This window comes from Aminobacter sp. SR38, from assembly GCF_014843375.1.
Classification (GTDB): Bacteria; Pseudomonadota; Alphaproteobacteria; order Rhizobiales; family Rhizobiaceae; genus Aminobacter; species Aminobacter ciceronei.
In genome coordinates, this window is sequence record NZ_CP062112.1 from 5,291,220 (window position 1) to 5,316,097 (window position 24,878).

The window sequence follows — 24,878 nt, forward strand, 5'->3', positions numbered from 1 at the left end:
AAGGAAGTCTGGCGGAGCGCATTCTCCGATCCGGACAAGAAGGGGTGACGCTTGACGTCCCCCGACCTTGATGAGATTTCCGCCGCGCTGGCCGATCATGGCCTCATCCAGCGCGGCGGTTTTGCTTTTGACCACAGCAACCCAGCACCGGGCGGTCCGGTGGGCAAGCCGGCGCGGTCGGTGTTGCTGGTGGGGCAGGCAGGGGCGGCCGTCTGGCCGTACTTCCTGCGCTGGCGCGAGGCGCAGCCGGCTGACCTCGAAAATCCGCTCGACAGCTGGGCGCGCGAGGTGATCGGCGATGTCGCGCGCAAGTTCGGCGCGCGTGCGGCGTCGCCATCCGACAAGCCCTATCTGCCGTTCCAGCAATGGGCGATCCGCGCGGAGGGACTCCGGCCGTCGCCGCTGGGCATCCTGATGCATCCCGAATACGGGCTCTGGCATGCCTATCGTGGCGCGCTGCTGTTCGATGTCGATCTGGAGTTCGGCGAAGTTCGCAAACAGAGTCACCTTTGCGATCTATGTCCAGCAAAACCCTGCCTTAAATCCTGTCCTGTGGATGCCTATTCGGAGGCAGGTTTCGCATATGAGCGATGCCTGGGACATGTGCGCGGATCCTCGGGAGGTGCCTGCCGGACGCAAGGCTGCCTCGATCGCCATGCCTGTCCCTACGGGCTTGCCTATCGGTATCCGGCCGATGTGCAGGCCTTTCACATGAAGAGCTACGCCGGCCTCTGAGCTCGCCCACTGGCCCAATCGCTTTCCTGGCTCGCTTGTTGCCTTTGCGAGCTGACGGGCTTATCCAAAGTCATCGGATGACTTGATGAATATAGCCATGCAGCCAGCCACACGAACCAACCTCACCGACAGCGTCGCCGATAGCCTAAGGGCCGAAATTGTCAGCGGCCGCTGGGCCGTGGGCGAGCGTATTCCCAATGAAGCGGCACTCACCGACCTGCTTTCGGTAAGCCGCGGCACGGTGCGCGAAGCTGTCCGCGCCCTGGTCTCGCAAGGCTTGCTGGATACACGGCAAGGGTCGGGCACCTATGTCCGCTCGGCGGTCGATCCGTCGGCGGCGCTGGATCGCGTCAAGCGCGCCGGCCTGCGCGACCAATGGGAGACGCGCGCAGCCCTGGACGCCGAGGCGGCGCGGCTGGCAGCGCAGCGCCACACACCAGCCGATCTGGTGAAGATGCGCCGGTTGCTGGAGGCGCGCGGCACGGTTGCCGATGGCGGGCACGAGGCCTTCATTCGCCGCGACATCGCCTTCCACAAGTCGGTCGTCGAGGCCTCAGGCAACCGGGCAATGATCGAACTCTACGACTTCTTCACCGGCGCCATCGCCGAGACGATCAAGGCGACGCTGGCCGGCGAACTGCCCGAGCCCGACGCGACTGCCCATGCGGCTATCGTCGATGCCGTCGCCTCCGGCGATCCGGACAGGGCTGCCGCGGCAGTCCGCGCCTTCATGGCGCCGGTGCTTCTCGAACTCGACAGGTTGCTTGACCAATGAACCAGAGCTTTGTTCCGGCCGGCCGGCCTGCCGAGGCCGTCGCCATCGATGGTCTCGACGACCAGCTTGTCGATGCCGAGATCGACAGCCTGCCGGCACCGCAGGCGCCCGTCCTGCGCAGCGGCATGGCGCGTTTTGTGCTCGGCGCCAGCCTGGTGCTGATCGCCTTCAATCTCAGGCCGATCTTTTCCAGCCTCTCCGTGCTGTTGCCGGAGGTGATGCAGGCAACCGGCCTGTCGCCCGCCGGCGCCAGCCTTTTGACGACGCTGCCGGTGCTCTGCCTCGGCCTGTTCGCGCCGCTGGCGCCAAAGCTGGCGCAGCGCTTCGGCGCCGAGCGCACGCTGCTGTTTGCGCTGGCGCTGCTGGCCCTTGGCACTGTCCTTCGTGGTCTCGGCACCGTGCCGCTGCTGTTCATCGCGAGCTTTATGGCCGGCGCCGCAATCGCCATCGGCAACGTGCTCTTGCCCGGGCTGGTCAAGCGCGACTTCCCCGACAAGGCGGCGATGATGACCGGGCTCTATACGATGGCGCTTTGCGCTGGTGCTGCTTCGGCCTCGGGGCTGACACTGCCCATAGAACATCTGTTGACGGGCTCCTGGTCTGGCGCGCTCGCTGCCTGGGCGGTTCCCGCCTTCATCGTGCTGCTCATCTGGACACCGCAGGCGCTCGGCAGCCGCAGGCAGGCGAGCCAAAGCGGCTTCCGCGTCGTCGGCCTGTGGCGCGACCGGTTGGCCTGGCAGGTCACCTTGTTCATGGGGCTGCAGTCGGCGCTCGCCTATTGCGTCTTCGGCTGGCTGGCGCCGATCCTGCGCGAGCGCGGCTTCGATGCCACGACGGCCGGCGCGGTCGTCTCGCTGTCAGTCATGGCGCAGGTTGTGACCTGCCTTGCCGTGCCTTCGATCGCCATCCGCCGCAAGGACCAGCGCGGCGTCAATGTGGCGCTCGTCGTGGCTGCCGTAACGGCATTGCTCGGCATCCTGTTTGCGCCGACCTCGACGATCCTGTTCTGGGCCGTGCTGCAGGGCATCGGCCAGGGTGGGCTGATTGCCGCCGCCATGACGCTGATCGTGCTGCGCTCGCCGGATTCCCATGTCGCGGCCCATCTCTCCGGCATGGCGCAGGGCGTGGGCTACACGCTGGCGGCCATAGGCCCGCTGCTGGTCGGGCTGATCCGCAACTGGAACGGCAGCTTCGCCGCCTCTTCGGTGCTGTTCGTGGCCCTTGGCCTTGGCGTTGCGATCACGGGACTGGGCGCGGGCAGGGCGCTGCATGTCGGCGCGCGCACCGAGCGGACCATTGCCGCCTGAGCTTGTCTGGCGGGCCGAAGTCCCTATGTTCGCGGCGGGGCAGACAGAAGGAACCTTGCCATGCCGACCAAGCGCGAGATTGAGATCAGGACGGCGGATGGCGTTTGCAAGGCCGGGCTGTTCGGACCTGCCAAGGCGAAAGCCGGGGTGATCCTCTATATGGATGCCTTCGGTCCGCGCCCGGCGCTGGACGAGATGGCCGAACGGCTGGGCAGCCACGGCTATGCGGTGCTGGTGCCCGACCTGTTCTTTCGTGCAGGCGCCTATGGTCCGTTCGACGCCAAGACGGCCTTCGTCGAGGAGAAGACGCGGACCGAGTTGCGTGCCCTGATCGGCGGCACGACGCAAGAGATGACCGCACGCGACACGGCCTCCTTCATCTACGCGTTGGCAAAGGCCGGCGCAACAGGCCCGATTGGCACTGTCGGCTATTGCATGGGCGGCTCGCGTGCGCTCAACGCTGCCGCCGCCCATCCGGGCCGCATCGTGGCCGCGGCAAGCTTCCATGGCGGCAATCTGGCCAGCGATGCGACCGATAGCCCGCACCGCAGCGCCGCAAAGATCAAGGCGCGTGTCTATGTCGGCTCTGCCGGTGTCGACGGCAGCTTCCCGCCGGAACAGTCGGCAATCCTGGCCGAGAGCCTGCGCACTGCCGGCGTCGACCACATTCTCGAAAACTATGTCGGCATGGGCCATGGCTGGTGCGTATCCGACCACGGCGTCTACGATGCCGCCGGTGCCGAACGCCACTGGAAGCGGCTGACGGCGTTGTTTGAGGAAACGCTGGCATAACTTCCAACTTTGCCATCCCGACAGCTTCGGCTATCAGGCACCGAACAGCTGATCCGACAACCAGGGTTCGCGCGCCGGCAAGGCGGCGACGGACCAGCGGGAACACTCCGGAATGCAGTCCTTTGATGTCGTGGTGATCGGCGCCGGCGCGGCCGGCATGATGTGCGCCGTGGAAGCCGGCAAGCGCGGCCGCTCGGTGCTGGTCGTCGATCACGCTTCGGCGCCCGGCGAAAAGATACGGATTTCCGGCGGCGGGCGCTGCAACTTCACCAACATCCACGCCAGCCCGAAGAATTTTCTGTCGCAGAACCCGCATTTCTGCATCTCGGCGCTGAGCCGCTACACCCAGCGCAATTTCATCGGCCTCGTCGAGCGCTACGGCATCGCCTATCACGAGAAGACGCTCGGCCAACTGTTCTGCGACGGCTCGGCACGCCAGATCATTGAGATGATGGTCGAGGAAATGCGGGAAAACGGCGCCGAGCTGAGGCTGTCGACCGCGGTGGAGGACATCAGCAGGACGGCCGACGGGTTCGAGCTGTTTGTCTCCGGCAGTCGGGTCGCGTGCAAGTCGCTGGTGGTCGCCTGCGGCGGCAAGTCTATCCCCAAGATGGGGGCGACCGGTTTCGGCTACGAGATTGCTGCGCAGTTCGGGCTGCCTGTGGTCGAGACGCGGCCAGCGCTGGTGCCGCTGACCTTCGACGCCAACACCTTGCAGAAATTGACGCCGCTCGCCGGCATCGCTGTCGATGCCGATGTTGCCTGCGGCAAGACCAGCTTCTCCGAAGCCATGTTGTTCACCCACCGCGGCATCAGCGGGCCGTCGATCCTGCAGATCTCGTCCTACTGGCGCGAGGGCGACGAAATCGCGATCTCGATGCTGCCGGGCAGCGACGTCGCGGCGATCCTGCGCGAGGCCAAGCGCGCCAACGGGCGCCAGGCGGTGCAGACCGTTCTCGCCGCCCACCTGCCCAAGAAGCTGGCCCAGGCGATTGCCGAGCGGCTCGGCTTAAACGGCAATCTCGCCGATCTGAATGATGCGCATCTGAAAGCCGTCGATGCTGCTGTCAATCAGTGGCGTATCAAGCCTGCCGGGTCCGAGGGTTATCGTACGGCGGAAGTGACGCTTGGCGGCGTCGACACCAGGTCGCTCGACCAGAAGACGATGCAGGTGAAATCGGTGCCGGGCCTATTCTTCATCGGCGAGGTCGTCGACGTCACCGGCTGGCTCGGCGGCTACAATTTCCAGTGGGCATGGTCGTCGGGCTGGGCGGCCGGGCAGGCAGCCTGATCTTGCTCATCCCTGTTTTCGTTGTGCATCCAACGCACCCGCATCGCAACATCCTGCGGATACACAGGTTTCCGATACCGACTGCCACCTGAATCAATCACAAGGTGTGGTGCGGATGTTTTCGACAATCAAGGCGTTTGCCGTTTCGCTGGCGCTCGGCGGCGCGCTGGTGATGCCTGTTTTGGCCAACCAGCAACAATGCTCGTGCAAGAACCTGCAAAGCGTCCAGGAAGAGCTCAGAAACGCCGACTACGCAGCAAAGTTCTTCGCCGACATGGCAGCACAGCTCAAGGCAGTCGAGGACCCGCTGATCGAGGCGCACAAAATCCCGACGCATCCGGATTCCGACGTCAGCATCTATCACCGCTCGTCGCTGAAACGGACCGAAATCATGGGGAGGTTCCGCTTACCCCACCGTCCCGCCCATGGTTATACCGGGCCAGCGACGGTCGACATGAAATATGGCAGCTGCGAGCAGCAACCCGCTGCACTCGAAGCCTTGAAAGCAGGCTCGCAATGCAAGGAACTCGCGGATTTCGCGCTCGAGCACGAAGCTGTTCACCGGGCGAAATGCGCAAGAGACACCGCCACCGTCTACTGGGACAGACTGCCGAGCCACTTCGCAGCTGAGGAAGCGGAGCGCTACCGCGAACAGGCCAAGGCGACGCGCGCATTGCTCAAGGGCATCGTCGACCAAGGGACGGTTACCATCGAGGCAAAGCTCGAGCCGCGCATCAGGGGGCCGCAATTCGACGTGACCTACTCCTATGTCACCCAGTCGGTGGAGATGGAGGGCAACAGTTCGCCGGGGTCCGACACATGGATGCTGAAGGGGAAAACGCGGCGGGCAGGCAAGATCAAGAGCGTCAGGATTGCCGGCATGTCATGCACTTCGAGCGGCCAGATCAACGACGACATCGACATGGCGCTGGAGCTCGACGGGTTGACCATGGCTCTCGACAACAAGTCGAAAGGCAGGCCGGGCGACGTAAAGATCCGCTGCAAGGGCGGCCATGGCATGTCGATGCGGCCGCAAGGAGAAGTCGACGGCGGCAATGTCTTCGCCAATGAGAGCTTCACCGTCGACACCGAGGTGTCCCAGGATGTCAGCACCTTGCCATTTGCCAAATATGTCACCGGCGGCATGTCCGTCAGCGGCAAGAACACGGTAAGCGTCAAGCTGGTCTGCCCCGGCTCGTGACGGAGGTGGCGCGCCGCCCGGCATGCCTTGGGGAGGTGAGGAAATTTTTCTTCGCAGCACCCCAAGGATTGCCTCAAAGCTTTCGTCCAACGGACAAATGATGGCGATGATGCTGGACGAAAGCGAAGCCTCCGATGGCGATCTGATCGGACGAGCGCGCGATGGCGACAGGACAGCTTTCGGCGAACTCGTCGAAAGGCATTACGGATTCGTCCACCGTGTCGCCTGGCGCTGGTGCGGCAACGGATCGGATGCCGAAGACATTGCCCAGGAGGTCTGTGCGCGGCTGGGTCGGGCCATTCGCGACTATCGCGGTGGTTCCACCTTCACAACATGGCTCTATGCGATGACGCTGAATGCCGCGCGCGACATGCAGCGCAAATCGGCGCGCGAGGCGGCGAAGACCACCGCCTATGGCGTCCATGCGCTTGTCGCGGGAGATGGCGCGTTGGAAACGGAAGATCCGACTGAGCGGATGTGGGCGGCGGTCAGGCAACTGCCGGACAAGCAGCGCGATGCGATCCTTCTCGTCTATGGCGAGGGCTTGAGCCATGCGGCGGCGGCGGACGCCATGGCGATCGCCGAGGCCACCGTGTCCTGGCACATCCATGAAGCGAAGAAACGGCTGAAGCTGCTCATGCGCTCGGCCGGGGAAGAGTGACCATGGGCGACGATAACGAACTCGACATGCTGCGCAACATTCCGACGCCCGCTCCAGGCAGCGAGGCCAAGGCGCGCGCGCTTGCCGCGGCGATGGCAGCCTACGACCTCGAAAAAAATTCCGCGGCCACCCAAGGAACCGTCAATGCCGGTCGTCTCACCGAACGAGCACGAAAGCTCTGGAGAGACATCATGCAAAAGAAGCTGATTGCAGCGCCGGCCTTTGCCGGTCTCGTTGCCCTGCCGCTCGCCGGCTATGCCACATTCTATCTGATGGAGGGCTCGCCGTTCAATTTCGGCGCCGAGCATGAGATCGCCGATGTGCCATCCGGGCGCCTGAAGGAGCCGCTTGCCGCCGCGTTGAAGAAGACCGATTCAGGCGCGGCGCAGACCGCGCCGGCCAGACCGGTGGCTGCTGCCTCGCAGGCGGCCAAGACGGAGGCAAAAGCGACAGCCGAAGAAGCTGCTGTCATGAACGAGGCAGCGCCCGCCATGCCGGCGCCGGCGCCGCTGGCCGATGCGACAGCGCAGGTGAGCCGCATGTCCGCGCCGACGCTGACAACCGAGCTGCAGGGCGTGATCGCGCCCTCCGACATGCCGATGTCCCCGCCGGAAAACCGCGATCGCGTCGAGGATTTCAAGACCAATCCGGTGCGTTCGGCGCTTGAGGATCCGGTCTCGACCTTCTCCATCGATGTCGACACGGCCTCTTACTCCTTCGCCCGCCGTTTGCTGAAGGAAGGGGTTGTGCCCCAGGCCGACACGGTGCGTGTCGAGGAAATGATCAACTACTTCCCCTATGACTGGAAGGGGCCGGAGGCGATCACCACGCCGTTCAACACCACCGTCAGCGTCATGCCGTCGCCGTGGAACGAGCACAGCAAGCTGATGCACGTCGCGATCAAGGGCTATGACGTCAAGCCGGCCGAGCAGCCGAAGGCCAATCTGGTGTTCCTGATCGACGTTTCGGGCTCGATGGACGAGCCGGACAAGCTGCCGCTGCTGCGCTCGGCCTTCCGCCTCCTGGTCAACAAGCTCAATGCGGACGACACGGTTTCGATCGTCACCTATGCCGGCAACGCGGGTACCGTGCTCGAACCGACCAAGGCGTCGGACCGGGAAAAGATACTGTCGGCCATCGACACGCTGGCCCCTGGCGGCTCGACTGCCGGCGAGGCGGGCATTCGCGAAGCCTATCGGCTGGCGCAAAAATCCTTCGTCAAGGACGGCATCAACCGCGTGATGCTGGCGACCGACGGCGACTTCAATGTCGGCCAGACCAATGACGACGAGCTCAAGCGGCTGATCGAGGACAAGCGCAAGTCGGGCGTGTTCCTGTCGGTGTTCGGCTTCGGCCGCGGCAATCTCAACGACCAGATGATGCAGACCATCGCCCAGAACGGCAACGGCACGGCGGCCTATATCGACACGCTGGCCGAAGCCGAGAAGGTGCTGGTGCAGGATGCCTCCTCAACGCTGTTCCCGATTGCCAAGGACGTCAAGATACAGGTCGAGTTCAATCCGGCTGCCGTCGCCGAATATCGGCTCATCGGCTACGAGACCCGTGCGCTCAATCGCGAGGACTTCAACAACGATCGCGTCGATGCCGGCGAGATCGGCTCCGGCCATTCGGTGACGGCGATCTACGAGATCACGCCCAAGGGCAGCCCGTCGCTGGCGATGGACCCGTTGCGCTACGGCCAAGCTTCGACAGGCAATGGCGGCGTCGCCGATGCCGACGAGTATGCTTTCGTGAAGATCCGCTACAAGGCGCCTGATGGCGACGTGAGCAAGCTGATTACCACGCCGGTGACGAAGACGAACGAAGTCGCGAGCTTCGACGGCGCCGGCGCCGATCAGCGGTTCTCGGTGGCGGTTGCGGCCTTCGGCCAGAAACTGCGCAACGAGGACGCGACAGCCAGGTTCGGCTTTGACCGGATCGCCGAGATCGCCTCGGCGGCGCGCGGTGCCGATCCCTATGGCTATCGCGCCGAATTCCTGTCGCTGGTGCGGCTGGCATCGTCGCTCCATGGCAACAAGCAGTAAGGCAACAGGCAAGGGCAGGTGGGCCGGCCGGCGGAAAGGGGGCTTTCCGCCGGCCGTTCTTTGTTGATCTCTTGGCGGCGGAAAGGGGGCTTTCCGCCGGCCGTTCTTTGTTGATCTCTTGGCGGCGGAAAGGGGGCTTTCCGCCGGCCGTTCTTTCATCATCTCCGTGGGCGAAAGGGGGCTTTCCGCCGGCCGTTCTTTTGTGATCTCTAGGCGTCCACCCGAAAATCGCTGGGGTGGTGTTTCGGAGACTGGTGATGGCCGACCGGCAACTGGACGAATGGGATATTGCGCATGGCGGGCTGCGCTCGCTGTCGTCGCGCGAGATCAAGGTATTCTGGGACGGTTATCTCGCCCGCCGCAACGATCCCAGGATACGCCATGGCAGCCTCTATTCGCGTTGGCGGCATATCGCCGACGATCTGGTGGTTTCGCTCTATTTGACCAATCGCAGCGTCGGGCTGTTCGTCAGGGGCCAACGCGGCGAGGGTTATGCCACAACCGCGAACCGGCTGACCGCCTTCGAGCCCGCATTGGGCAAGGCGCTTGGCGTCAGCCTGCGCGGCGAATACGCGCTGTGCTACCTGTCCAACCATCCGGTCGCGATGACAGATCCGGCCAACTGGCCGCAGGCTTACGCGTGGCTGGAACGGCAGGAAAAGCACTTCAGTCATGTTCTGAGCGACATGGTTGTCGGCGCCTAGGTGCCGGACGGAGCGAAATTCCGTTGCGACGGCGTGGCCCTGCGAGGATATCGTTCCGGGCGTAAGCGGCTGAAAACAAGCTGAAATCGACTTTCATCGGACTGGGGAGGGCGCTCCCTTCCGGGATGTTTCCGCACGCGTTCGCAGAGCGGCGCGAAAAATTCCCTACGTTCTATCTTGCAAAAGATATATCTTAGAATAGATATAGCGGCATGAAACAAACATCCTGGAGAGGTACTCACATGTTCAACCACCCGAATTTCAACGATCGTTGCCGTGGAGAATGGTCCATGTCGGGCCAGAATGAAGGCGGCAGGGGCGGCGGCCGGCATGGCCGCGGCGGTCCCTTCGGCCGTCATCGTGGCGGTCCCTTCGGCGGCCGCGGCCCGCGCATGTTCGATCCCGGCGCTCTGCGCCTGGTCGTGCTCGGCCTGATTGCCGAAGAGCCGCGCCACGGCTACGACATCATCAAGGCGCTGGAGGCCAAGTTCCAGGGCGCCTACAGCCCGAGCCCGGGCGCGATCTATCCGATGCTGCAGATGCTGGAGGAGGCGGACCTCGTCGTCTCTGTCGCCAATGGCAACAAGAAGCTCTACTCCATCACCGAGGCGGGCCAGGCATATCTCGATGAAAACGCCGCCGAGCTCGCCAAGATCAATGGCCAGATCGAGGAAAACTCGACGCAGGTCAGCGGTGTCGCCCTCGGCGACGAAGTCAAGGCGCTGAACTTCGCTGTGTTCAGCCGACTGCGCAGCGGTTCGCTGACCGCCGGACAGGCTGAGAAGGCGCGCGAGATCCTGAAGAAGGCCCGTCGCGACCTCGAAGACCTGTGATTCCCCGAGGTCTTGTAACGTCTGAGCTCCCGCCGCAAGGCGGGAGCTTTTTCTGTGTGAAACCTAGGAAAAGGCCAGATTTGCGGGCCGTTTCCGACAATTTGAATCAAAAGCCAATTCGCCCCGGAACCCGATCGCAACGATCCCCGGCTAATACAGCTGCGGGTGTACAAGGGGTGGTTTGAGAATGCTGGTTGGACGTGTGATGGCGGGTGCGGTATCAATTGCTCGCACCGCCGATGCCTTGGCGATGCCTGCCCGGCCGGAGGCTGCCAACCGCAATAGCGACGCCGTGGCAGATGCTGCCGCACAGGCGCCGGCGCCTGCCACCAGCAGCCACATCTATGTGCCCGCCAAGCCTGTCCAGCAGGCGGTGCCGGTCTCAACCCCGAGTTCCTCGCGTTCCCGCGTGAGCGATGTCGATGACGCCCATCGCACGGCATGGTCGGCGCTCAACAATGAGCGCTTCCGGCTGGCGATGGAGAAACTGGGCGATGTACGCACATCGGACGCCGTGATGATGATGCGCCCGGTCGAAGGCGCGGGCACCGACATCAAGTCGGCACTCGCGCGATACGAAGAAAACAGCTGATCAGAAGAAGCCTCAGCTGCGGCGACGGCGTTCGCGGCGGCCTTCGCTGGTTTCCGTGGTGTTCGGCGCCGCCAGCTTGTTGCGCATCGGGCCGATGCGCTCGACGATTGCCTCGACGGTCGGACGAACGTCCTTCTTGTGGGCGTCGAGCGCCTTGCGCATGGCGGCCAGATGCTCGAACGAGGTGCCGCAGCAGCCGCCGATGATCCTGGCGCCGCCGTCGACAGCGAGGCGGACATAGTCCGACATCAGTTCCGGCGTGCCCGAATAGTGAATCTCGGTGCCGCGGAATTCCGGGATGCCGCAATTGCCCTTGATGATGATCGTTGCATCCGGTTTGGCGTCGCTCATGTCGAGCAGCGAAGCCAGAATATCGGACGCACCGACACCGCAATTGGCGCCAACGCCAAGCGGCGTCTGGGCAAGGCCGTCAACGACACCGTGGATGTCCTTGGGCAGCAGGCCCATCATGGTGCGGCCGGCGGTGTCGAACGAGCCGGTGTAGGTGTAGGGCAGGCCGACGCGAATGGCAGCTTCCGCCGCCGCACGGATTTCGTCCGGCGCGGACATCGTTTCAATCCATGCGACTTCGGCGCCGCCGGCCTTGAGGCCTTCGATCTGTTCGGCGAATGCATCGACCGCCTCGTCATAGGTCATGGCACCAAGCGGAACCAGAAGCTCGCCCGTCGGGCCGACGGAGCCGGCGACGATAACTTTGCGGCCGGCCTTGTCGGCAACGCCACGGGCGATTTCGGCAGCGCGCTTGTTGAGTTCGTGCACGCGATCCTGGGCGTGATGCAGCTTGAGCCGGTGACGGGTGCCGCCAAACGAATTGGTAAGGATGATGTCGGCGCCGGCCTCGACGAATTTCCGGTGCAGCGTCGAAATCTTCTCGGGCGCGCTTTCATTCCACAGCTCGGGTGCTTCGCCGGCCTCGAGGCCCATGGCAAACAGGTTTGTGCCCGTTGCGCCATCGGCGAGCAGCACGCCCTTTTCGGCCAGCAGGGCATCGATCGGATTGGTCGTCATCGCAGCGACTTTCATATCAGGAGATTAGATAAGGATATAAAGAAGTCTTTATGTCCAGTCAACGCGTTTGCTTGGCCGACCATGCTGCCGGCGTCACCTCGACCGCGATCTCGGTGCAGACGCCGCCATTGGTCGGATAATGATCGACCGAGCAGGCGGTGACGACGAGCAGCAGGTCGCATTCGGCGCGCAAAGCGACGTAGCCGCCGGGCGGATTGATCGAGGCGAAGACGTCGATGCTGCCATCGGGCTGCGGCAGCGAGTTCTGGAACAGGTCGACCGGGTCTGGCGTGAAGGGCAAGGCGAGCCCTTCCGAGGCAAGGGCCTTGTGCAGATTGTCCTGGCAACTGGGATGCTCGTCGAAGCCGGCGCGGACATAAAGCGCGTGGTTGCAGGCGGGGTAGAGCATGTCGTGCGGGCCGGGCGAGGCGTCTTCGACAAGGGTCAGCAATTTGTTTCCCGTCGTGCCGTAGAAATGCTCGCCTGTCTTCGGAAACAGCCGCTCGCCGATATCGCGGGTGTTGGAGGTGCTGAGCCAGTCCTTCATGTCAGGTGTGAACGCCCAGAGGTCGGCGACCTGCTGGCCCTTGATGTCGATGATGCGGACCAGGTCCCCGCTGGAGACGCGGATGGAACGGCCCGACTGGGCAGGTATGACGATACGCTGATCTGGCATGGGTTTCCTCGGGGATCGCGGCGCACGCTGCCGTATCGTGGCGGCAAATTCAACCACAGCGCCAGTCAGCCCCAACTGGCCGGGAACGAAGCCACTGCCAGCCGTCGCGCGAAGGCCGCGGTCTCGTGGGCGTTGATGTCGGCAGCGCGGATCAGATTGTCGAAATGGCGGGTCAGCGTCCTGATCGGGTCGGTGGCATAGAGCACAAGGTACATGTCGCCGACATAGATCGCCGCGCGGGAATGGCCGAAGATCGTGTAGGGCACGGAATAGCGCATGCGGCCGTCATACAGGAACAGCCGGAATGTCGGGTAGAGATCGTCGAGCAGGTCGGCCATGTGGCGCAACTGCTGCTTGCGGTCCTTGTCTGGAAAACCCGACCAGACGCCAAGCCCGCGCGCAAAAATCTCGAGCGTGTGGCGCGGCATGCAGACTTCCATGTCGGTTTCGGGCCGACGGTTGTAATCGATACGATACTGCGTCTCGCCGGCCTGGCTCTCGCGGCTCTTGTTGGAGATGCCGGCCTCGTAGTCGATGAGCGTTTCGGTGCGAAGCAGGTCGGGAATGCCAGCGGGCACGTAGCGGATCTTGGTGCCGGCGGCCTCGGCATGCCATTTGGCGATCAGCGTGCGTTCGAAACCGCCCGATGCCTCCTCGATCTCGAGGCTTTCGCGGATTTCGCCTGTAACGCCTTCGTCCTGGCTGAGGCCAAGCAGCCAGTCGAGCGAAACCTTGTGAGCGGATGCGATTGTCAGCAGGGTTTCGGCGCGAGGGAGCCTGATCGTTGCCCCCGAAAGCAGCTGCGACAGCGCCGAGCGGTCGATGCCGACCGATGTGGCAAAGGCCGACTGATTGAGGCCGGAGCGTTGGACCAACGCCTTGAGGCGCTCGCGGAAAACTTCGGATAGATCGCGTTTGTCCATGGCCTGCCCAAAGGTGGAATGGTTTTGCGGAGCGCAGGCAAGGCGCCCGCGGAAAATAGATTCATCTTCCAGTTTGTTTACTAAGTGTAACACTTGCAGCTTAAGCAGCGCAATGTAAACAATCTGTGCGCATTGTCTCGTTGCAGAAACTCAAGGCTACTGACAGCATTATGTCAGGAATCATCGAGTTCCAGGCATCCAAGGACAGCAGGCAGCAGCATGGCTAACAGGGGAAACAAGCGCGGCACGACCACCAGGGTCGAATGGCCGACGGTGTTTCTGATCGCCGTCTGCTACGGCGCATGGCTGGTGGCGGGCCTGCTGGTGTGGCCGAGCTATCCTGTGGTGGCACTGGCGCTGATGGTGCTGATGGTGGCGCTGCAATCGTCGCTGGTGCATGAGGTGCTGCACGGCCACCCAACCCGCAACGCGCGCATCAACGAAGCGCTGGTTTCTCTGCCCATCGGTCTGCTTTGGCCCTACCGGCGTTTCAAGACCATTCACCTGCGCCACCACGCCGACGAGAGGCTGACCGATCCGTTCGACGATCCCGAGAGCTACTACCGCGCGCTTTGGCAGCATGACGACCTGCCCGAGGCGATGAAGCTGGTGCTCAGGATCAACAACACCATGGCCGGTCGTTTCGTGCTCGGGCCGTTGCTGTCCTGCATCGGCTTTGTCATCGACGACGCCAAGGCGATCGCCGGCGGCGACAAGACAATCCGCACTGCCTGGCTGCTGCACGCGGCGGGGCTGGCCATCGTCCTGCCGGTCATCCAGTTCGGCTTCGGCCTGCCGCTCTGGCTCTATGTTCTGGTGCCGGTCTGGCTCGGCCATTCGTTGATCTCGATCCGCACCTTTGCCGAGCATCAATGGTCGGAGCATCCGGAAGGGCGCACCGTCATCGTCGAACGCTCGCCGCTTTCGATCCTGTTCCTCAACAACAACCTGCATTTCGTTCACCACAAGAGCCCGACCGTCGCCTGGTACAAGCTGCCGGAACTGTTCCGCGCGCGCCGCGAAGAGTGGCTCCGGATGAACAAGGGCTATGCCTATCCGAACTATCTCGCGCTGGTCAAAGCCTATGCCTTCCGCGCCAAGGAACCGGTGTGCCACCCGGCGCTGCGCCGCGCGCCCGAGCCGGGCAGGGCGTTCGTGCCGCGCGTCAGGGCGCGCAACGTCAATGGGCTGGGCACAGCACCTGTGCCTGCTGAGCCGCCGAAGGAATGATCCTTTCAGACCTTGTCAATTCCCGCGCTCTAGCCTGAAATGATGCAATGAGCGACTTCATCGCCGCACTGCCCATGTATGACTGGCCCGAGATGCACGACGAGGTCGATGCACAATGGGCCAGGTTGCGAACGGCGTTGCGTCAGCTTGGTCTGGACGCGCCGGAACGCCTTGTCAGGCGCAATGCCGAACTGCCGGCGGTTCCAGGTGGTATTCGCGACGCATCGGCTACGGTGATCGCGCCCGATCCGGCTACGCTGCCGCCCGAAGAATTCGACCTGCCGACGCTGTGGCGGCATCCCCAATTGCTGTTCGGCCAGACCTGCTGGGGGCCGATGGAAAGCACGAGCCTTGCGGCTCAGGTCAAGGTGATTGGCCAGCCGAACTATGATGGCATCGAAGGCGGTCGTGGCGAACTCTATTCCAGCGCCATCGTCGTGCGGCGCGGATCCGTGACCGCCGATCATGCGCATGCGCCTGATGGCGACGCGACGCTCATTCCGCTCGATCTGATCCGTGACAAGCGCCTTGCCTTCAACAGCCACGATTCGATGTCGGGCTTCATCGGTATTTCGCGCGATCTTGCCGCCATGGGCGAAGGGTTGCGGATTTTTTCCGAACGGATCGAAAGCGGCGGCCATCGCGCATCGATCGTCTCGATTGCCGAAGGCCGGGCCGACGTGGCGACCATCGATTGCCGGAGCTGGGCGCTGGCACAGCGCTTCGAGCCGGCTGCCCAGGACGTCGTGATCATCGGCTGGACGGCAAAGCGCAAGGGTTTGCCTTACATCACCGGGCTAAACACGCCTCCCGTTTCGGTGACGTTGCTGAACCTGGCGCTGAGCCAGTCCGCACTTTGAACGCCGCATTTTGAACAGGGCGGGCGGCCTGAACCGCCCGCTCTGCCTCGCTCTTTCGGGCCTATTCGGACGGAACGCCCTTTTCCCATTTCGTCCAATCGCCGGTGACCGCATCTGCAAAGGCTGCGCCGACACGATAGGCGTTGGTGGCTGCCGGGCCAAAACCGCCCGACTTGGCGCTCAGCGAATCGATGGGGCTCATGCCGGCGGGTTCGCGATCGAAGTTAGATGCCGTGCGCAACAAGGCGATGCGGTCGAAATCGAGCAGGCCGGCATCGGCGCCGCGCCGCAGCGCCGTCAGCGAGGCGTTGTCCTCCATCTGGGTCGTGCAATAGTTGCCCTTGCCCTCGGTCAGCAACGATACCCAATCGCCCATGCTTCTGGCCGTCATTGAGCCATGCCAGTAGGTGTCGGTGGACAGCGTGTCACAGATGCTGACCTCAGGGGCGGCGCTGCCGGGTGCTGTCGCGTAGGCCACGCGATAGGCCTTCGCTTCGGGGCTGTCGGCAAGTTCGACGCTCCTGGTCAGGGCAAATGCCTTTTGCAGAAGCTGTTCGTTGAGCTGGTAAACCTCGGTTGCCGATCCCCAGCTCGGCTTTTCGCCGGGGCGCTTGGCGCCCAGCCCAACCACGCCATCAGGCCAGTCGGCGGGAATCTGGCGCGGATCGATTTGGTGGCGCAGGCCGGCATCGACGGCATAACGCGCCCAATGTGCCGAACCCAGCGTGCCATCGCTGGGATCGACGCCGGCAATGCCGGCAATCACGATGTAGCTCTGCTTGAGGTCGACAAGACCGCTGTAGACGAGCGCTGAAACCGAGCTCGCCGCGTTGGCATAACCCATCGCCGTCGTCATGACGCACAGGCCGGCAGCGTCACAGGCAAGTTCCGGATATTCCTTGGTGAAGCCCGGAATTGTCAGTCTGGTCTCCAGCTTGCGCCCCTCAAGCCATGGTTTTGCCTCGCCTCCGAACATCGTTATAACAAGCACTTTGGGGGCCAGCGGCTGTGCCGACGCCACTGATGCGTTCGAGGCGAGACCGCCGGCCAGGGCGAGGGCCGAAAGGCCAATCCGATAGAAGTGCGTCATATGCGATCCGATCTGATAAAGAAAAACGGCGCCGTTTCAGGCCCGTTTTCACTATCGGTGCAGCTTGCCGCGGAAGCCACTCGCCAACGCTCCTGTCCACATCAAATCCGTCAGGCCAATGATCTTGCGCCATCGCAGTAAAGTCGGCGGCGAGCGATTTCGGCTGCCGATCAACTGTTCTTCGCCGATGGAAGATCTCGAACAGGAAGCCGGGGCTTGGGGCGCGCCTAGCCAAGCAGGCGCTTGTCGAGCGGGTAACTCGACAGTTGCTCGTATCCGCTTGCCGTAATCAGGATCTGCTCCTCGATCTTGACGCCCTCATGCCCGCCGAGGCGGCCGATATAGCTCTCGACGCAGACCACCATGCCGGGCTCGAGCACGCCGTCCGGCGTATCGGCCGTCCAGTCGGAGGCGTGGGGCAGGGTGGGATATTCGTCGGCTAGGCCCACGCCGTGAAACAGCACGCCATAACGCGCCGCGAAGCAGTCGGGCGGCGGCACGGCCGCGCGTTCCACCAGTTCGCGGAAGCTGAGGCCGGGCCTGAGCAGCGCCGTATTGTGGGCGATCTGTTCGGCGGCAATCCTGTAGAGGTCGCGCTGCGCGCTCGTGGGCGCGCCGTCGCCGCACAGCCAGGTGCGCGACAGGTCGGCGCAGAAGCCGTAGGGCCCGATGAGGTCGGTGTCGAAGGCGACGAGATCGCCTGCCTCGACCACGCGCGACGAGCACTCCTGGAACCACGGATTGGTGCGCGGTCCCGATGCCAGGAGCCGTGTTTCGATCCATTCGCCGCCGCGGGCGATGTTGCCGCGATGCAGTTCGGCCCAGAGTTCGTTCTCGGAGATGCCCGGCCGGAGCGCCGTTTCCATCTCGCCCATCGCCGCCTCGCAGGCGACGATAGAACGGCGCATGCAGAGGATTTCGTCAGGCGACTTGATCAGCCGGGCGTTCTCCATCACCGCCTCGCCATTGCCGACCGAAATGCCAAGCCGTGCCAGCGCGTCGACGCCCTCATGGTCGAGATGGTCGACGGCAATGCGCCTGACGCCGCCGCCGTGCTGGCGAACGACATCGGCGATGCCTTGCGCCCAGCGCTCGACCTTCATTTCCGTCAGTTCGCCGCTGTAGAGATACATCCACGACACTGCCGGGCGAACCTCGTCGACGACGCCGGAATGATCGGACAGGTGCTCGCAGGAAAAATAGTCGAACAGCACCACCGGGCCGTCGGTCGTGACGAAACAGTGACGGGTCGGGTTGTGCGCCACCCACAACTGCATGTTGGTCGAGTCGGTTGCGTAGCGGATGTTGACGGGATCGTAGAGCAGGGCGCCGGCATAACCGCGCCGCGCGAGTTCGGTGCGGATGCGCTCCAGCCGGTATTTTCGCAGGGCCGGCATGTCGGGTGCCGCAATGCCGGCCGCCGCCCATTCGGCCTCGGCCTGCGCGCCATAACCTAGAACGTGGCTGTTGAGCCCAGCCGCCTTGGTGCGCGCCTGCGCGCGCAAATCCTCCACCGAGCCCGGCTCGAACGGCATGATCTTGCGGTGGCGGCCGAAATTGGTCCCTGTGTTCATGGCGTTTCGCTGAAGGGGCGACCCCCACTCCGGTTTGCTGCGCAAACCACCTCTCCCCCGATCGACGCGAGAGAGGAAGGCCGGTGGCACAGCTCGCGCCTTTGCTCACCGTGGGTCCGCGCCAGGCCTCGTTCCGGTCCGCCGAGCATAACGTGTCGGCGTTTCTCGCCCCCAGGCAGGGGGAGAGGTGGCGTGCGGAGCGCGACGGCGTGGGGGTAGTTGCCGGTCATCGGGCGAAACGCTTCAACACTACCCCCGCATCTTGTCGCCAGACGGATCGAAAGGCGGCTCGACATTGATGCGGGCGGGACGGCGGTGGCCGAGGATCTCGATCTCGAACAGGCCTTCCGCCTCGTTTTCGGCAAGCGCTGCGGGCACATAGCCCTGGGCCATCGACCTGCGGACATAATGGGCATAGCCGCCCGACGTCACCCAGCCGACCACACGCCAGTCGCCGTCGACGATGCCGCGCACGGCGGATGCGCCGGTGGCGGCGTCCGAACCGCGCACTTCCTTGCCGGTCTCATCGAAGCGTGGCGCGCCATAGCCGTGCGGCTTTTCGATCGTGCCGAAATCCTTGGCGCCGACCTTGGCCCAGATCGGCTCGTCGCCCATCACGTCGGCGTCCTGCGCGTCGACATAGAAGGAGACACGGCGCAGCTTTGGCCCCTCGGCGTGCTCCCTGGCGGCTGCCTCGCGGCCGATGAAGTCGTTCTTTTCTAGCTTGATGAAGCGCTCCATCGAACCCTCGAACGGCCCATAGATCGGGCGAAGCTCGCGGAACCAGGTCGGGAAGTTCTTTTCGAGGCGCATCGACAAAAGCGCCCGCATGCCGAAATCGACGATGCCGAACTCTTCGCCGGCGTCCTTGATCGCCTTGTAGACGAGGCGCTGGTAGGCGGGCGCCATCCAGATCTCGTAGCCGAGGTCGCCGGTATAGGTGATGCGGTTGACCATGCAGGGCGCACCGCCGACGGCCATCTCGCGAAAATCCATGAAGCGGAAGGCCTTGCTGGAGACGTCCTCGTCGACCAGCTTGGCCAGCAGCGCCTGCGACTTCGGGCCTGCAATCGACAGGCCGACGAGCGTTTGGTCGAAGCGGTGGATGCGCACCGACCCGTCCTTGGGCAAGTGCTTTTCGAACCAGCGCATGTGGTATTTCTGCGCCGCCGACGAGCCCCAGATCATGAACGTGTCGTCGCCAGTCTTGGCAATCGTGAAGTCGCCGATCAGGCGGCCGAACTCGTTCAGCATCGGCGTCAGCACGATGCGGCCTTTTTTCGGCATGCGGTTGGTCATCAGCCGGTTGAGAAAATCCTCAGATGCCGGGCCGGACACCTCGTATTTGGCGAAGTTGGCGATCTCGGTCACGCCGACGCGGTCGCGTGTGGCGCGAACCTCGTTGCCGATATGTTCGAAGTCGTTTGAACGGTGGAAGGAGACGATGTCCTTGGGCTCTGTACCCTTCGGAGCAAACCACAGCGGCGTTTCCAGGCCCCAGCTGTCGCCCATGACCGCGTTGTTGGCGACCATGGTGTCGTAGAGCGGGGTGGTCTGGGCCGGCCTGGCGGCGGGCAGTTCTTCATTCGGAAAACGGATCGAGAAGCGGCGCGAGTAGTTTTCGCGCACCTTGGCGTTGGTGTAGCGCAGGCTGGCCCATTCGCCCCAGCGCGCGACATCCATGCCCCAGACGTCGAAGCCCGGGTCGCCGTTGACCATCCAGTTCGACAGAGCGAGGCCGACGCCGCCGCCCTGGCTGAAGCCGGCCATGACGCCGCAGGCGACCCAGAAATTGGTCAGGCCCTGGACCGGGCCAACCAGCGGGTTGCCGTCGGGCGCGAAGGTGAAGGGACCGTTGATGACCTGCTTGATGCCGGCATTGGCGATGCCGGGGAAATGCTGGAAGCCGATTTCCAGCGACGGCGCGATGCGGTCCAGGTCCGGCGCAAGCAGCTCATGGCCGAAATCCCACGGCGTGTTGACAGGCGACCACGGCTTGCAGGCCTTCTCATAGGTGCCGAGCAGGATGCCGTTGCGTTCCTGGCGCGTGTAGATCTCGCCCTTGAAATCGAGCACGCCGATCATTTCGCGGCCGGTTTCCTTGTTGAAGGCCTCGACCTCCGGCATCGGCTCGGTCAGCAGGTACATGTGCTCCATGGCGAGCACCGGCAGCTCGACGCCGACCATGCGGCCGACCTCGCGCGCCCACAGGCCGCCGCAGTTGACCACGTGTTCTGCCCTGACGGTGCCCTGCTCGGTGACGACGTTCCAGGTGCCGTCGGGATCCTGCGTCAGTTCCTTGACCGGGTTGCGCAGCACGATCTCGGCGCCGAGCTTCTTCGCCGCCTTTGCGTAGGCATGGGTTGTGCCTGACGGGTCGAGATGGCCTTCGACGGGATCCCACATCGCGCCGACGAAATGCTTTTCGTCCATCAGCGGGAACATCTTCTTGGCTTCGGACGGCGTGATGAGTTCGGTGTCCATGCCGAGATAACGGCCCTTGGCATGGGCCAGGCGCAGGAAGTCCATGCGCTCGGGGCTGTCGGCAAGCATGACGCCGCCGGTCAGGTGCAGCGAGCAGGACTGGCCGGAAATCTCCTCCAGCTCCTTGTAGAGCTGGACGGTGTAGGCCTGCAGCTTGGCGACGTTGGGGTCGCCGTTGAGCGTGTGGAAGCCGCCGGCGGCGTGCCAGGACGAGCCGGAGGTGAGCTCCGAGCGCTCGATCAGCATGATGTCGGTCCAGCCGGCGCGGGCGAGGTGATACAACACCGAGCAGCCCACAACGCCGCCGCCGATGACAACTGCTTTCACATGGGATTTCATAAGGTTATGTCCGAGTTGTAAGAAATTGAATCGGCTGATGGCGATCAGAAGTCGGTCGGGGCGCCGCCTTCGGCCTTGCGCTTGTCGACGAAGGCGTTGAGCTCTTCGCGGATGGCGGGGTCCATCCAGGGCTCCTCGTAGGAGGCAAGGCGCTCCTTCCAGACGCGATTTGCCTTTTCTACCGCGGTTGGGCTGCCGGCCTCGGCCCAGGTCTCGAAATTGCGCCAGTCGGAGATGATTGGCGAATAGAAGGCATTCTTGTAGCGCGACTGGGTGTGCGCGGTGCCGAAGAAGTGGCCGCCGGGGCCGACGTCGCGGATCGCGTCGACGGCGAGCGCGTCTTCCGACAGGTCCAGCGGGGTCAGGAACTCGGCCACCATCTGCAGCAGGTCGATGTCGAGGATCATCTTCTCGTAGGAGCAGCGAAGGCCGCCCTCGAGCCAGCCGGCGCCGTGCAACATGAAGTTGGCGCCGCCCTGGATCGCGCCCCACAAGGAGAAGACGCTCTCATAGGCTGCCTGAGCGTCGACGGCGTTGGCGGCGCAGACATTGGAGGTGCGGTAGGGGATGTTGTAGCGGCGGGCGAGCTGGCCGCCGACAAGCTGGGCCTTCATGTATTCGGGCGTGCCGAAGGCCGGGGCGCCCGATTTCATGTCGACGTTGGAGGTGAAACCGCCATAGCCGACCGGCGCGCCCTTCCTGACCATCTGGGTGAAGGCGAGGCCGGAGAGCGCCTCGGCATTCTGCTGCACCAGGGCGCCAGCGATGGTGACGGGCGCCATCGCACCTGACAGGGTGAAGGGGGTGACGATCACCACCTGGCCCATCGACGACATCTGGATGATGCCTTCCATCATCGGCACGTCGAGCTTCAGTGGCGAGTTGGTGTTGATGATGGTGTAGACCGAGGGCTCCACCATCATCTGCTCGCGGGAAATGCCGCGGGCGATGCGGGTGATCTCGATGCCGTCGACGTTGCGCTCCTTGCCGAGCGAATAGATGTGAAACACCTTGTCGGTCAAAGTCGCCAGATCGCGGATGCATTCGAGATGGCGGATCGAGGGATGGATGTCCACCGGTTCGACAGGATAGCCGCCCGTCGTCTGCAAAATGTTGTGCATCTGGGCGAGCTTGAGGAAGTTGCGGTAGTCGGCCTGGTTGCCCGGGCGACGGCCACGATCGAGATCGGAACAGTTGGGCGCCGACGCCATCTGCGAAATGACGAGATTGTTGCCGCCGAAGCGCACATTGTGGGCCGGATTGCGGGCATGCAGGGTGAACTCGGCCGGTGCATGCGAGATCAACTCGAGGATCATGTCGGAATCGAAGCGGACGCGCTCGGTGCCGTCGCGCACGTCGGCGCCATGTGCCTTCATGATGCGGCGTGCCTCGTCGTGCAGCACGTCGACGCCGATCTCCTTGAGCACCCGCAATGAGGCAAGGTGGATGGACTCCAGCTCGTCGTCGGAGATCAGCCTGGTCGGTGCAAACGGGATCTTGAGCTGGCGGAAAGGCGGCTGCTCGAATGCCTGGGCGCCGCCGGCGCGCTTGCCGGCACGACCGCCGCGTCGAGCGCGGTCGGAGGCAGGAGCCTGTTCGGCTGTTTGCAGGGCCACGGTCATGGAATCCTCACGGCAAGCTTCAGTGTCGGGAGGCATAATGGACCGGGGCAGTGCTGCTCATTGCGGAGGTGGCGACAAGTAGCGCGAGGGAAACGACATCGTCGACGGGTGCCGTGGGGACAGCGACCGATTGGGACTGGACCGACGTTCTCCGTCGTGGTGAGGCATCCGGCACAGGGCGCATCATCTATAGGATCGCCGTCATTCGATTCTCCTGGTGACTGCTTTGACCTCTCCCACTTCCACCGCCGCCGAACCGCCTCTCAGGTGGGCACCGCTTGTCGGCGTCACCGCAGCACTTGCGATGTTTGGCGCAGCGCAAGGGCTGAGCTATCCGCTGTTTTCGTTGCTGATGCAGAAACAGGGCATGCCGCCGGCGATGATCGGCCTGTCGGCGGCGATGATGCCGCTGGGCCTGATCGCATCCGCCGCCTTCGTGCCTTGGGCCGTGCGCCTCGTCGGGGCGAGAAACCTGGCGGTCGGCTGCTCGATCGCGGCTGCCATCTGCTTCCTGCTCATCGGCTATCTCCAGGACTGGTTCGCCTGGTTCGTCCTGCGCTTCATGATCGGGGTGGTCATCAACCCGCTCTACATCCTCGGCGAGGTGTGGGCGCTGTCGATGGCGCCGCCGTCGCGGCGCGGGCGCGTCATGGGCGTGTTCAACACGCTGATGGGGGTCGGTTATGCCAGCGGGCCGCTGGTGCTGACCTTCGTCGGCACCGCAGGCTGGACGCCTTTCGTCATTGCAATCGTCGGCTTCCTCGCCTGTGCCACCGTCCTGCGCATCTTGTCGGATCTGTCGGGCTTCGAGGATGACGGCCAGTCCAAGGGCGGTGTGCTTGGCTTTGCGGCGCTCGCGCCGGCGCTGCTGTTTGCCGTGCTCGTGTCGGCGGCCAACCAGCAAAGCACCTATTCGCTGCTGCCGGTTTTCGGCGCCGGCCACGGGCTGCCCGAAGCCATGCTCGCCGCGATGCTGACGGCACTGTCGATGGGCAACATCCTGCTGCAAATTCCGCTTGGCCTGATGGCGGAACGGGTCGGCGGCCGTGCCATGATCCTGTTTTGCGCCGCGGTGACGGCCATCTGCGCCGTGCTTTTGCCGCTGCTGATCGAGACGAGGCTGATCTGGCCCGTGCTCGTGGTGATGGGGGCCGTGGGCTATGGCGTCTACACCATGGCACTGGTCGAACTCGGCAACCGCTTCAACGGCAGTGTGCTCGTCGCCGGCAACGCGGCGTTTGCGCTGATGTGGGGCATGGGCGGCATTGTCGGGCCGCCAAGTTCGGGGCTGGTGATGCAGACTTTCGGCCCGATCGGGCTGCCGGCGGTGCTGGCGAGCCTGAATATCACCCTGCTGGCCTTCGCCTTCTATCGCGCTGCCGTCCGACGGCACAAAACGGATTAGGGCGGGGCGGACTGGGGCGGGCTGCGCGACGAGGTGGCCCCGTCGCGCAGCAAAAGGTCAGTCGGCCTTGGCGATGTGCCAGACGCCGCCCTTGCCCTCGCCGGTGACGTCGCCGGCCTTCTTGTCCTGGACGAAGGTGTAGAGCGGCTTGCCTTCATAGGCCCACATCTTGGAGCCGTCGTCGCGGGTGACGACCGTCCAGTCGCCTTCGTCCTTGGCATCGGCCGCAGCCATCAGCGGCGGCCAGTTGACGGCACAGTCGCCATTGCAGGCCGACTTGCCGGCGCTGTCCTTGTCATAGGTGTAGAGCGTCATGCCGTTGGCGTCGGTGTACATCTTGCCGCCGGCGCCTTCGGCGATCTTGGCCGGTTCGGCGGCGAAGGAGAGGGCTGAACTCGCAAGCAGGAGGGCGAATGCGGACAGTGCGGTCTTCATGATGGTTCTCCCTGGGTTGGCCGCAAAAATGCCGGCCACACGGGCAGTCAACGCTTGCCATCGCCGATCTATTCCCGCCATGAGGCGCAGGAGAGGATTTTTCCAGCACTTGTGGCCGGCGCTTGTAGATTGGCGAAACGCCGGGTTAGAGTGCCGGCATGTGCGCATTTCATGCTCATACCCCGGCAGCGGACGCCGCATCGAAGCCGTCGCCGCGGACGCGGCACACCGAGCTTCTGCGGCTTTGCGCACGCATTGGCTACTCGCCGCCCGCC

22 protein-coding genes are annotated in these 24,878 nt (G+C 64.0%); 14 read left to right on the forward strand and 8 right to left on the reverse strand.

Annotation, left to right across the window (positions count from 1 at the left end; all coding sequences use genetic code 11):
- Window positions 1–51: 51 nt before the first annotated feature.
- The 11 genes from IG197_RS25890 to IG197_RS25940 all read left to right on the forward strand — a co-directional run bounded on the left by IG197_RS25890 (window position 52) and on the right by IG197_RS25940 (window position 10,936).
- Window positions 52–735 carry a 4Fe-4S dicluster domain-containing protein gene (locus IG197_RS25890; protein WP_192315736.1) on the forward strand — a complete coding sequence of 228 codons (684 nt, stop codon included), beginning with the start codon at window positions 52–54 and terminating at the stop codon, window positions 733–735.
- A 97-nt stretch (window positions 736–832) separates the two neighbouring features.
- Window positions 833–1,510, forward strand: a complete 678-nt coding sequence (locus IG197_RS25895) for a FadR/GntR family transcriptional regulator (protein WP_192319985.1) — start codon at window positions 833–835, stop codon at window positions 1,508–1,510.
- Window positions 1,507–2,817, forward strand: coding sequence for an MFS transporter (locus tag IG197_RS25900; protein ID WP_192315738.1), 1,311 nt, complete (start codon window positions 1,507–1,509; stop codon window positions 2,815–2,817). Before IG197_RS25895 ends, IG197_RS25900 begins: the two co-directional genes overlap by 4 nt.
- Window positions 2,818–2,877: 60 nt before the next feature.
- Entirely contained in the window at window positions 2,878–3,609 is a 732-nt protein-coding gene (locus IG197_RS25905) for a dienelactone hydrolase family protein (protein WP_192315740.1), read from the forward strand.
- 112 nt (window positions 3,610–3,721) lie between these two features.
- The gene (locus IG197_RS25910) at window positions 3,722–4,900 is read left to right on the forward strand and encodes an NAD(P)/FAD-dependent oxidoreductase (RefSeq protein ID WP_192315742.1); all 1,179 of its coding nucleotides are present in this window, start codon (window positions 3,722–3,724) and stop codon (window positions 4,898–4,900) included.
- 115 nt (window positions 4,901–5,015) lie between these two features.
- The gene (locus IG197_RS25915; protein WP_192315744.1) at window positions 5,016–6,101 is read left to right on the forward strand and encodes a hypothetical protein; all 1,086 of its coding nucleotides are present in this window, start codon (window positions 5,016–5,018) and stop codon (window positions 6,099–6,101) included.
- A 100-nt stretch (window positions 6,102–6,201) separates the two neighbouring features.
- Entirely contained in the window at window positions 6,202–6,762 is a 561-nt protein-coding gene (locus tag IG197_RS25920) for an RNA polymerase sigma factor (RefSeq protein ID WP_192315746.1), read from the forward strand.
- A gap of 2 nt (window positions 6,763–6,764) precedes the next feature.
- Window positions 6,765–8,807, forward strand: a complete 2,043-nt coding sequence (locus IG197_RS25925) for a VWA domain-containing protein (protein ID WP_192315748.1) — start codon at window positions 6,765–6,767, stop codon at window positions 8,805–8,807.
- A 257-nt stretch (window positions 8,808–9,064) separates the two neighbouring features.
- Window positions 9,065–9,511: a hypothetical protein gene (locus tag IG197_RS25930; RefSeq protein WP_246765250.1), complete on the forward strand. Its 447-nt coding sequence runs from the start codon at window positions 9,065–9,067 to the stop codon at window positions 9,509–9,511.
- A gap of 290 nt (window positions 9,512–9,801) precedes the next feature.
- On the forward strand, window positions 9,802–10,344 hold the full coding sequence (locus IG197_RS25935) for a PadR family transcriptional regulator (RefSeq protein ID WP_246765251.1): 543 nt from the start codon (window positions 9,802–9,804) through the stop codon (window positions 10,342–10,344).
- Window positions 10,345–10,531: 187 nt separating this feature from the next.
- Entirely contained in the window at window positions 10,532–10,936 is a 405-nt protein-coding gene (locus IG197_RS25940; RefSeq protein WP_192315752.1) for a hypothetical protein, read from the forward strand.
- Window positions 10,937–10,948: 12 nt separating this feature from the next.
- Here the strand turns inward: IG197_RS25940 and bmt are convergent, their stop codons facing one another.
- The 3 genes from bmt to IG197_RS25955 form a co-directional block, all read right to left on the reverse strand.
- Entirely contained in the window at window positions 10,949–11,965 is a 1,017-nt protein-coding gene (bmt, locus tag IG197_RS25945; protein ID WP_067966376.1) for a betaine--homocysteine S-methyltransferase, read from the reverse strand.
- Between the two features lie 58 nt (window positions 11,966–12,023).
- Window positions 12,024–12,641 (reverse strand): DUF1989 domain-containing protein, encoded by a 618-nt coding sequence (locus IG197_RS25950; protein ID WP_192315754.1) that lies wholly within the window; start codon window positions 12,639–12,641, stop codon window positions 12,024–12,026.
- A 65-nt stretch (window positions 12,642–12,706) separates the two neighbouring features.
- Window positions 12,707–13,564 (reverse strand): helix-turn-helix domain-containing protein, encoded by an 858-nt coding sequence (locus IG197_RS25955; protein WP_192315756.1) that lies wholly within the window; start codon window positions 13,562–13,564, stop codon window positions 12,707–12,709.
- A 219-nt stretch (window positions 13,565–13,783) separates the two neighbouring features.
- On the opposite strand from IG197_RS25955, the gene IG197_RS25960 reads away from it, so the two are divergent.
- Both IG197_RS25960 and IG197_RS25965 read left to right on the forward strand, forming a co-directional pair.
- The gene (locus tag IG197_RS25960; protein ID WP_192315758.1) at window positions 13,784–14,794 is read left to right on the forward strand and encodes a fatty acid desaturase; all 1,011 of its coding nucleotides are present in this window, start codon (window positions 13,784–13,786) and stop codon (window positions 14,792–14,794) included.
- A 47-nt stretch (window positions 14,795–14,841) separates the two neighbouring features.
- The gene (locus tag IG197_RS25965; RefSeq protein WP_192315760.1) at window positions 14,842–15,654 is read left to right on the forward strand and encodes a phosphate/phosphite/phosphonate ABC transporter substrate-binding protein; all 813 of its coding nucleotides are present in this window, start codon (window positions 14,842–14,844) and stop codon (window positions 15,652–15,654) included.
- A 61-nt stretch (window positions 15,655–15,715) separates the two neighbouring features.
- Here the strand turns inward: IG197_RS25965 and IG197_RS25970 are convergent, their stop codons facing one another.
- The 4 genes from IG197_RS25970 to IG197_RS25985 form a co-directional block, all read right to left on the reverse strand.
- Window positions 15,716–16,726 (reverse strand): purine nucleoside permease, encoded by a 1,011-nt coding sequence (locus IG197_RS25970; protein ID WP_371746565.1) that lies wholly within the window; start codon window positions 16,724–16,726, stop codon window positions 15,716–15,718.
- Between the two features lie 245 nt (window positions 16,727–16,971).
- Window positions 16,972–18,318, reverse strand: coding sequence for a Xaa-Pro peptidase family protein (locus IG197_RS25975; RefSeq protein WP_192315763.1), 1,347 nt, complete (start codon window positions 18,316–18,318; stop codon window positions 16,972–16,974).
- A gap of 249 nt (window positions 18,319–18,567) precedes the next feature.
- Window positions 18,568–21,141 carry an FAD-dependent oxidoreductase gene (locus IG197_RS25980; protein ID WP_192315765.1) on the reverse strand — a complete coding sequence of 858 codons (2,574 nt, stop codon included), beginning with the start codon at window positions 21,139–21,141 and terminating at the stop codon, window positions 18,568–18,570.
- Window positions 21,142–21,185: 44 nt separating this feature from the next.
- A complete protein-coding gene (locus IG197_RS25985) occupies window positions 21,186–22,763 on the reverse strand; it encodes a trimethylamine methyltransferase family protein (RefSeq protein ID WP_067961012.1) in 1,578 nt (525 codons plus the stop codon).
- 226 nt (window positions 22,764–22,989) lie between these two features.
- Here IG197_RS25985 and IG197_RS25990 point away from each other — a divergent pair, with 226 nt between their 5' ends.
- Window positions 22,990–24,168, forward strand: a complete 1,179-nt coding sequence (locus IG197_RS25990; protein WP_192315767.1) for an MFS transporter — start codon at window positions 22,990–22,992, stop codon at window positions 24,166–24,168.
- A 57-nt stretch (window positions 24,169–24,225) separates the two neighbouring features.
- On the opposite strand, the gene IG197_RS25995 is transcribed toward IG197_RS25990, so the two are convergent.
- Window positions 24,226–24,603, reverse strand: coding sequence for a hypothetical protein (locus IG197_RS25995; protein WP_192315769.1), 378 nt, complete (start codon window positions 24,601–24,603; stop codon window positions 24,226–24,228).
- Between the last annotated feature and the right edge of the window lie 275 nt (window positions 24,604–24,878).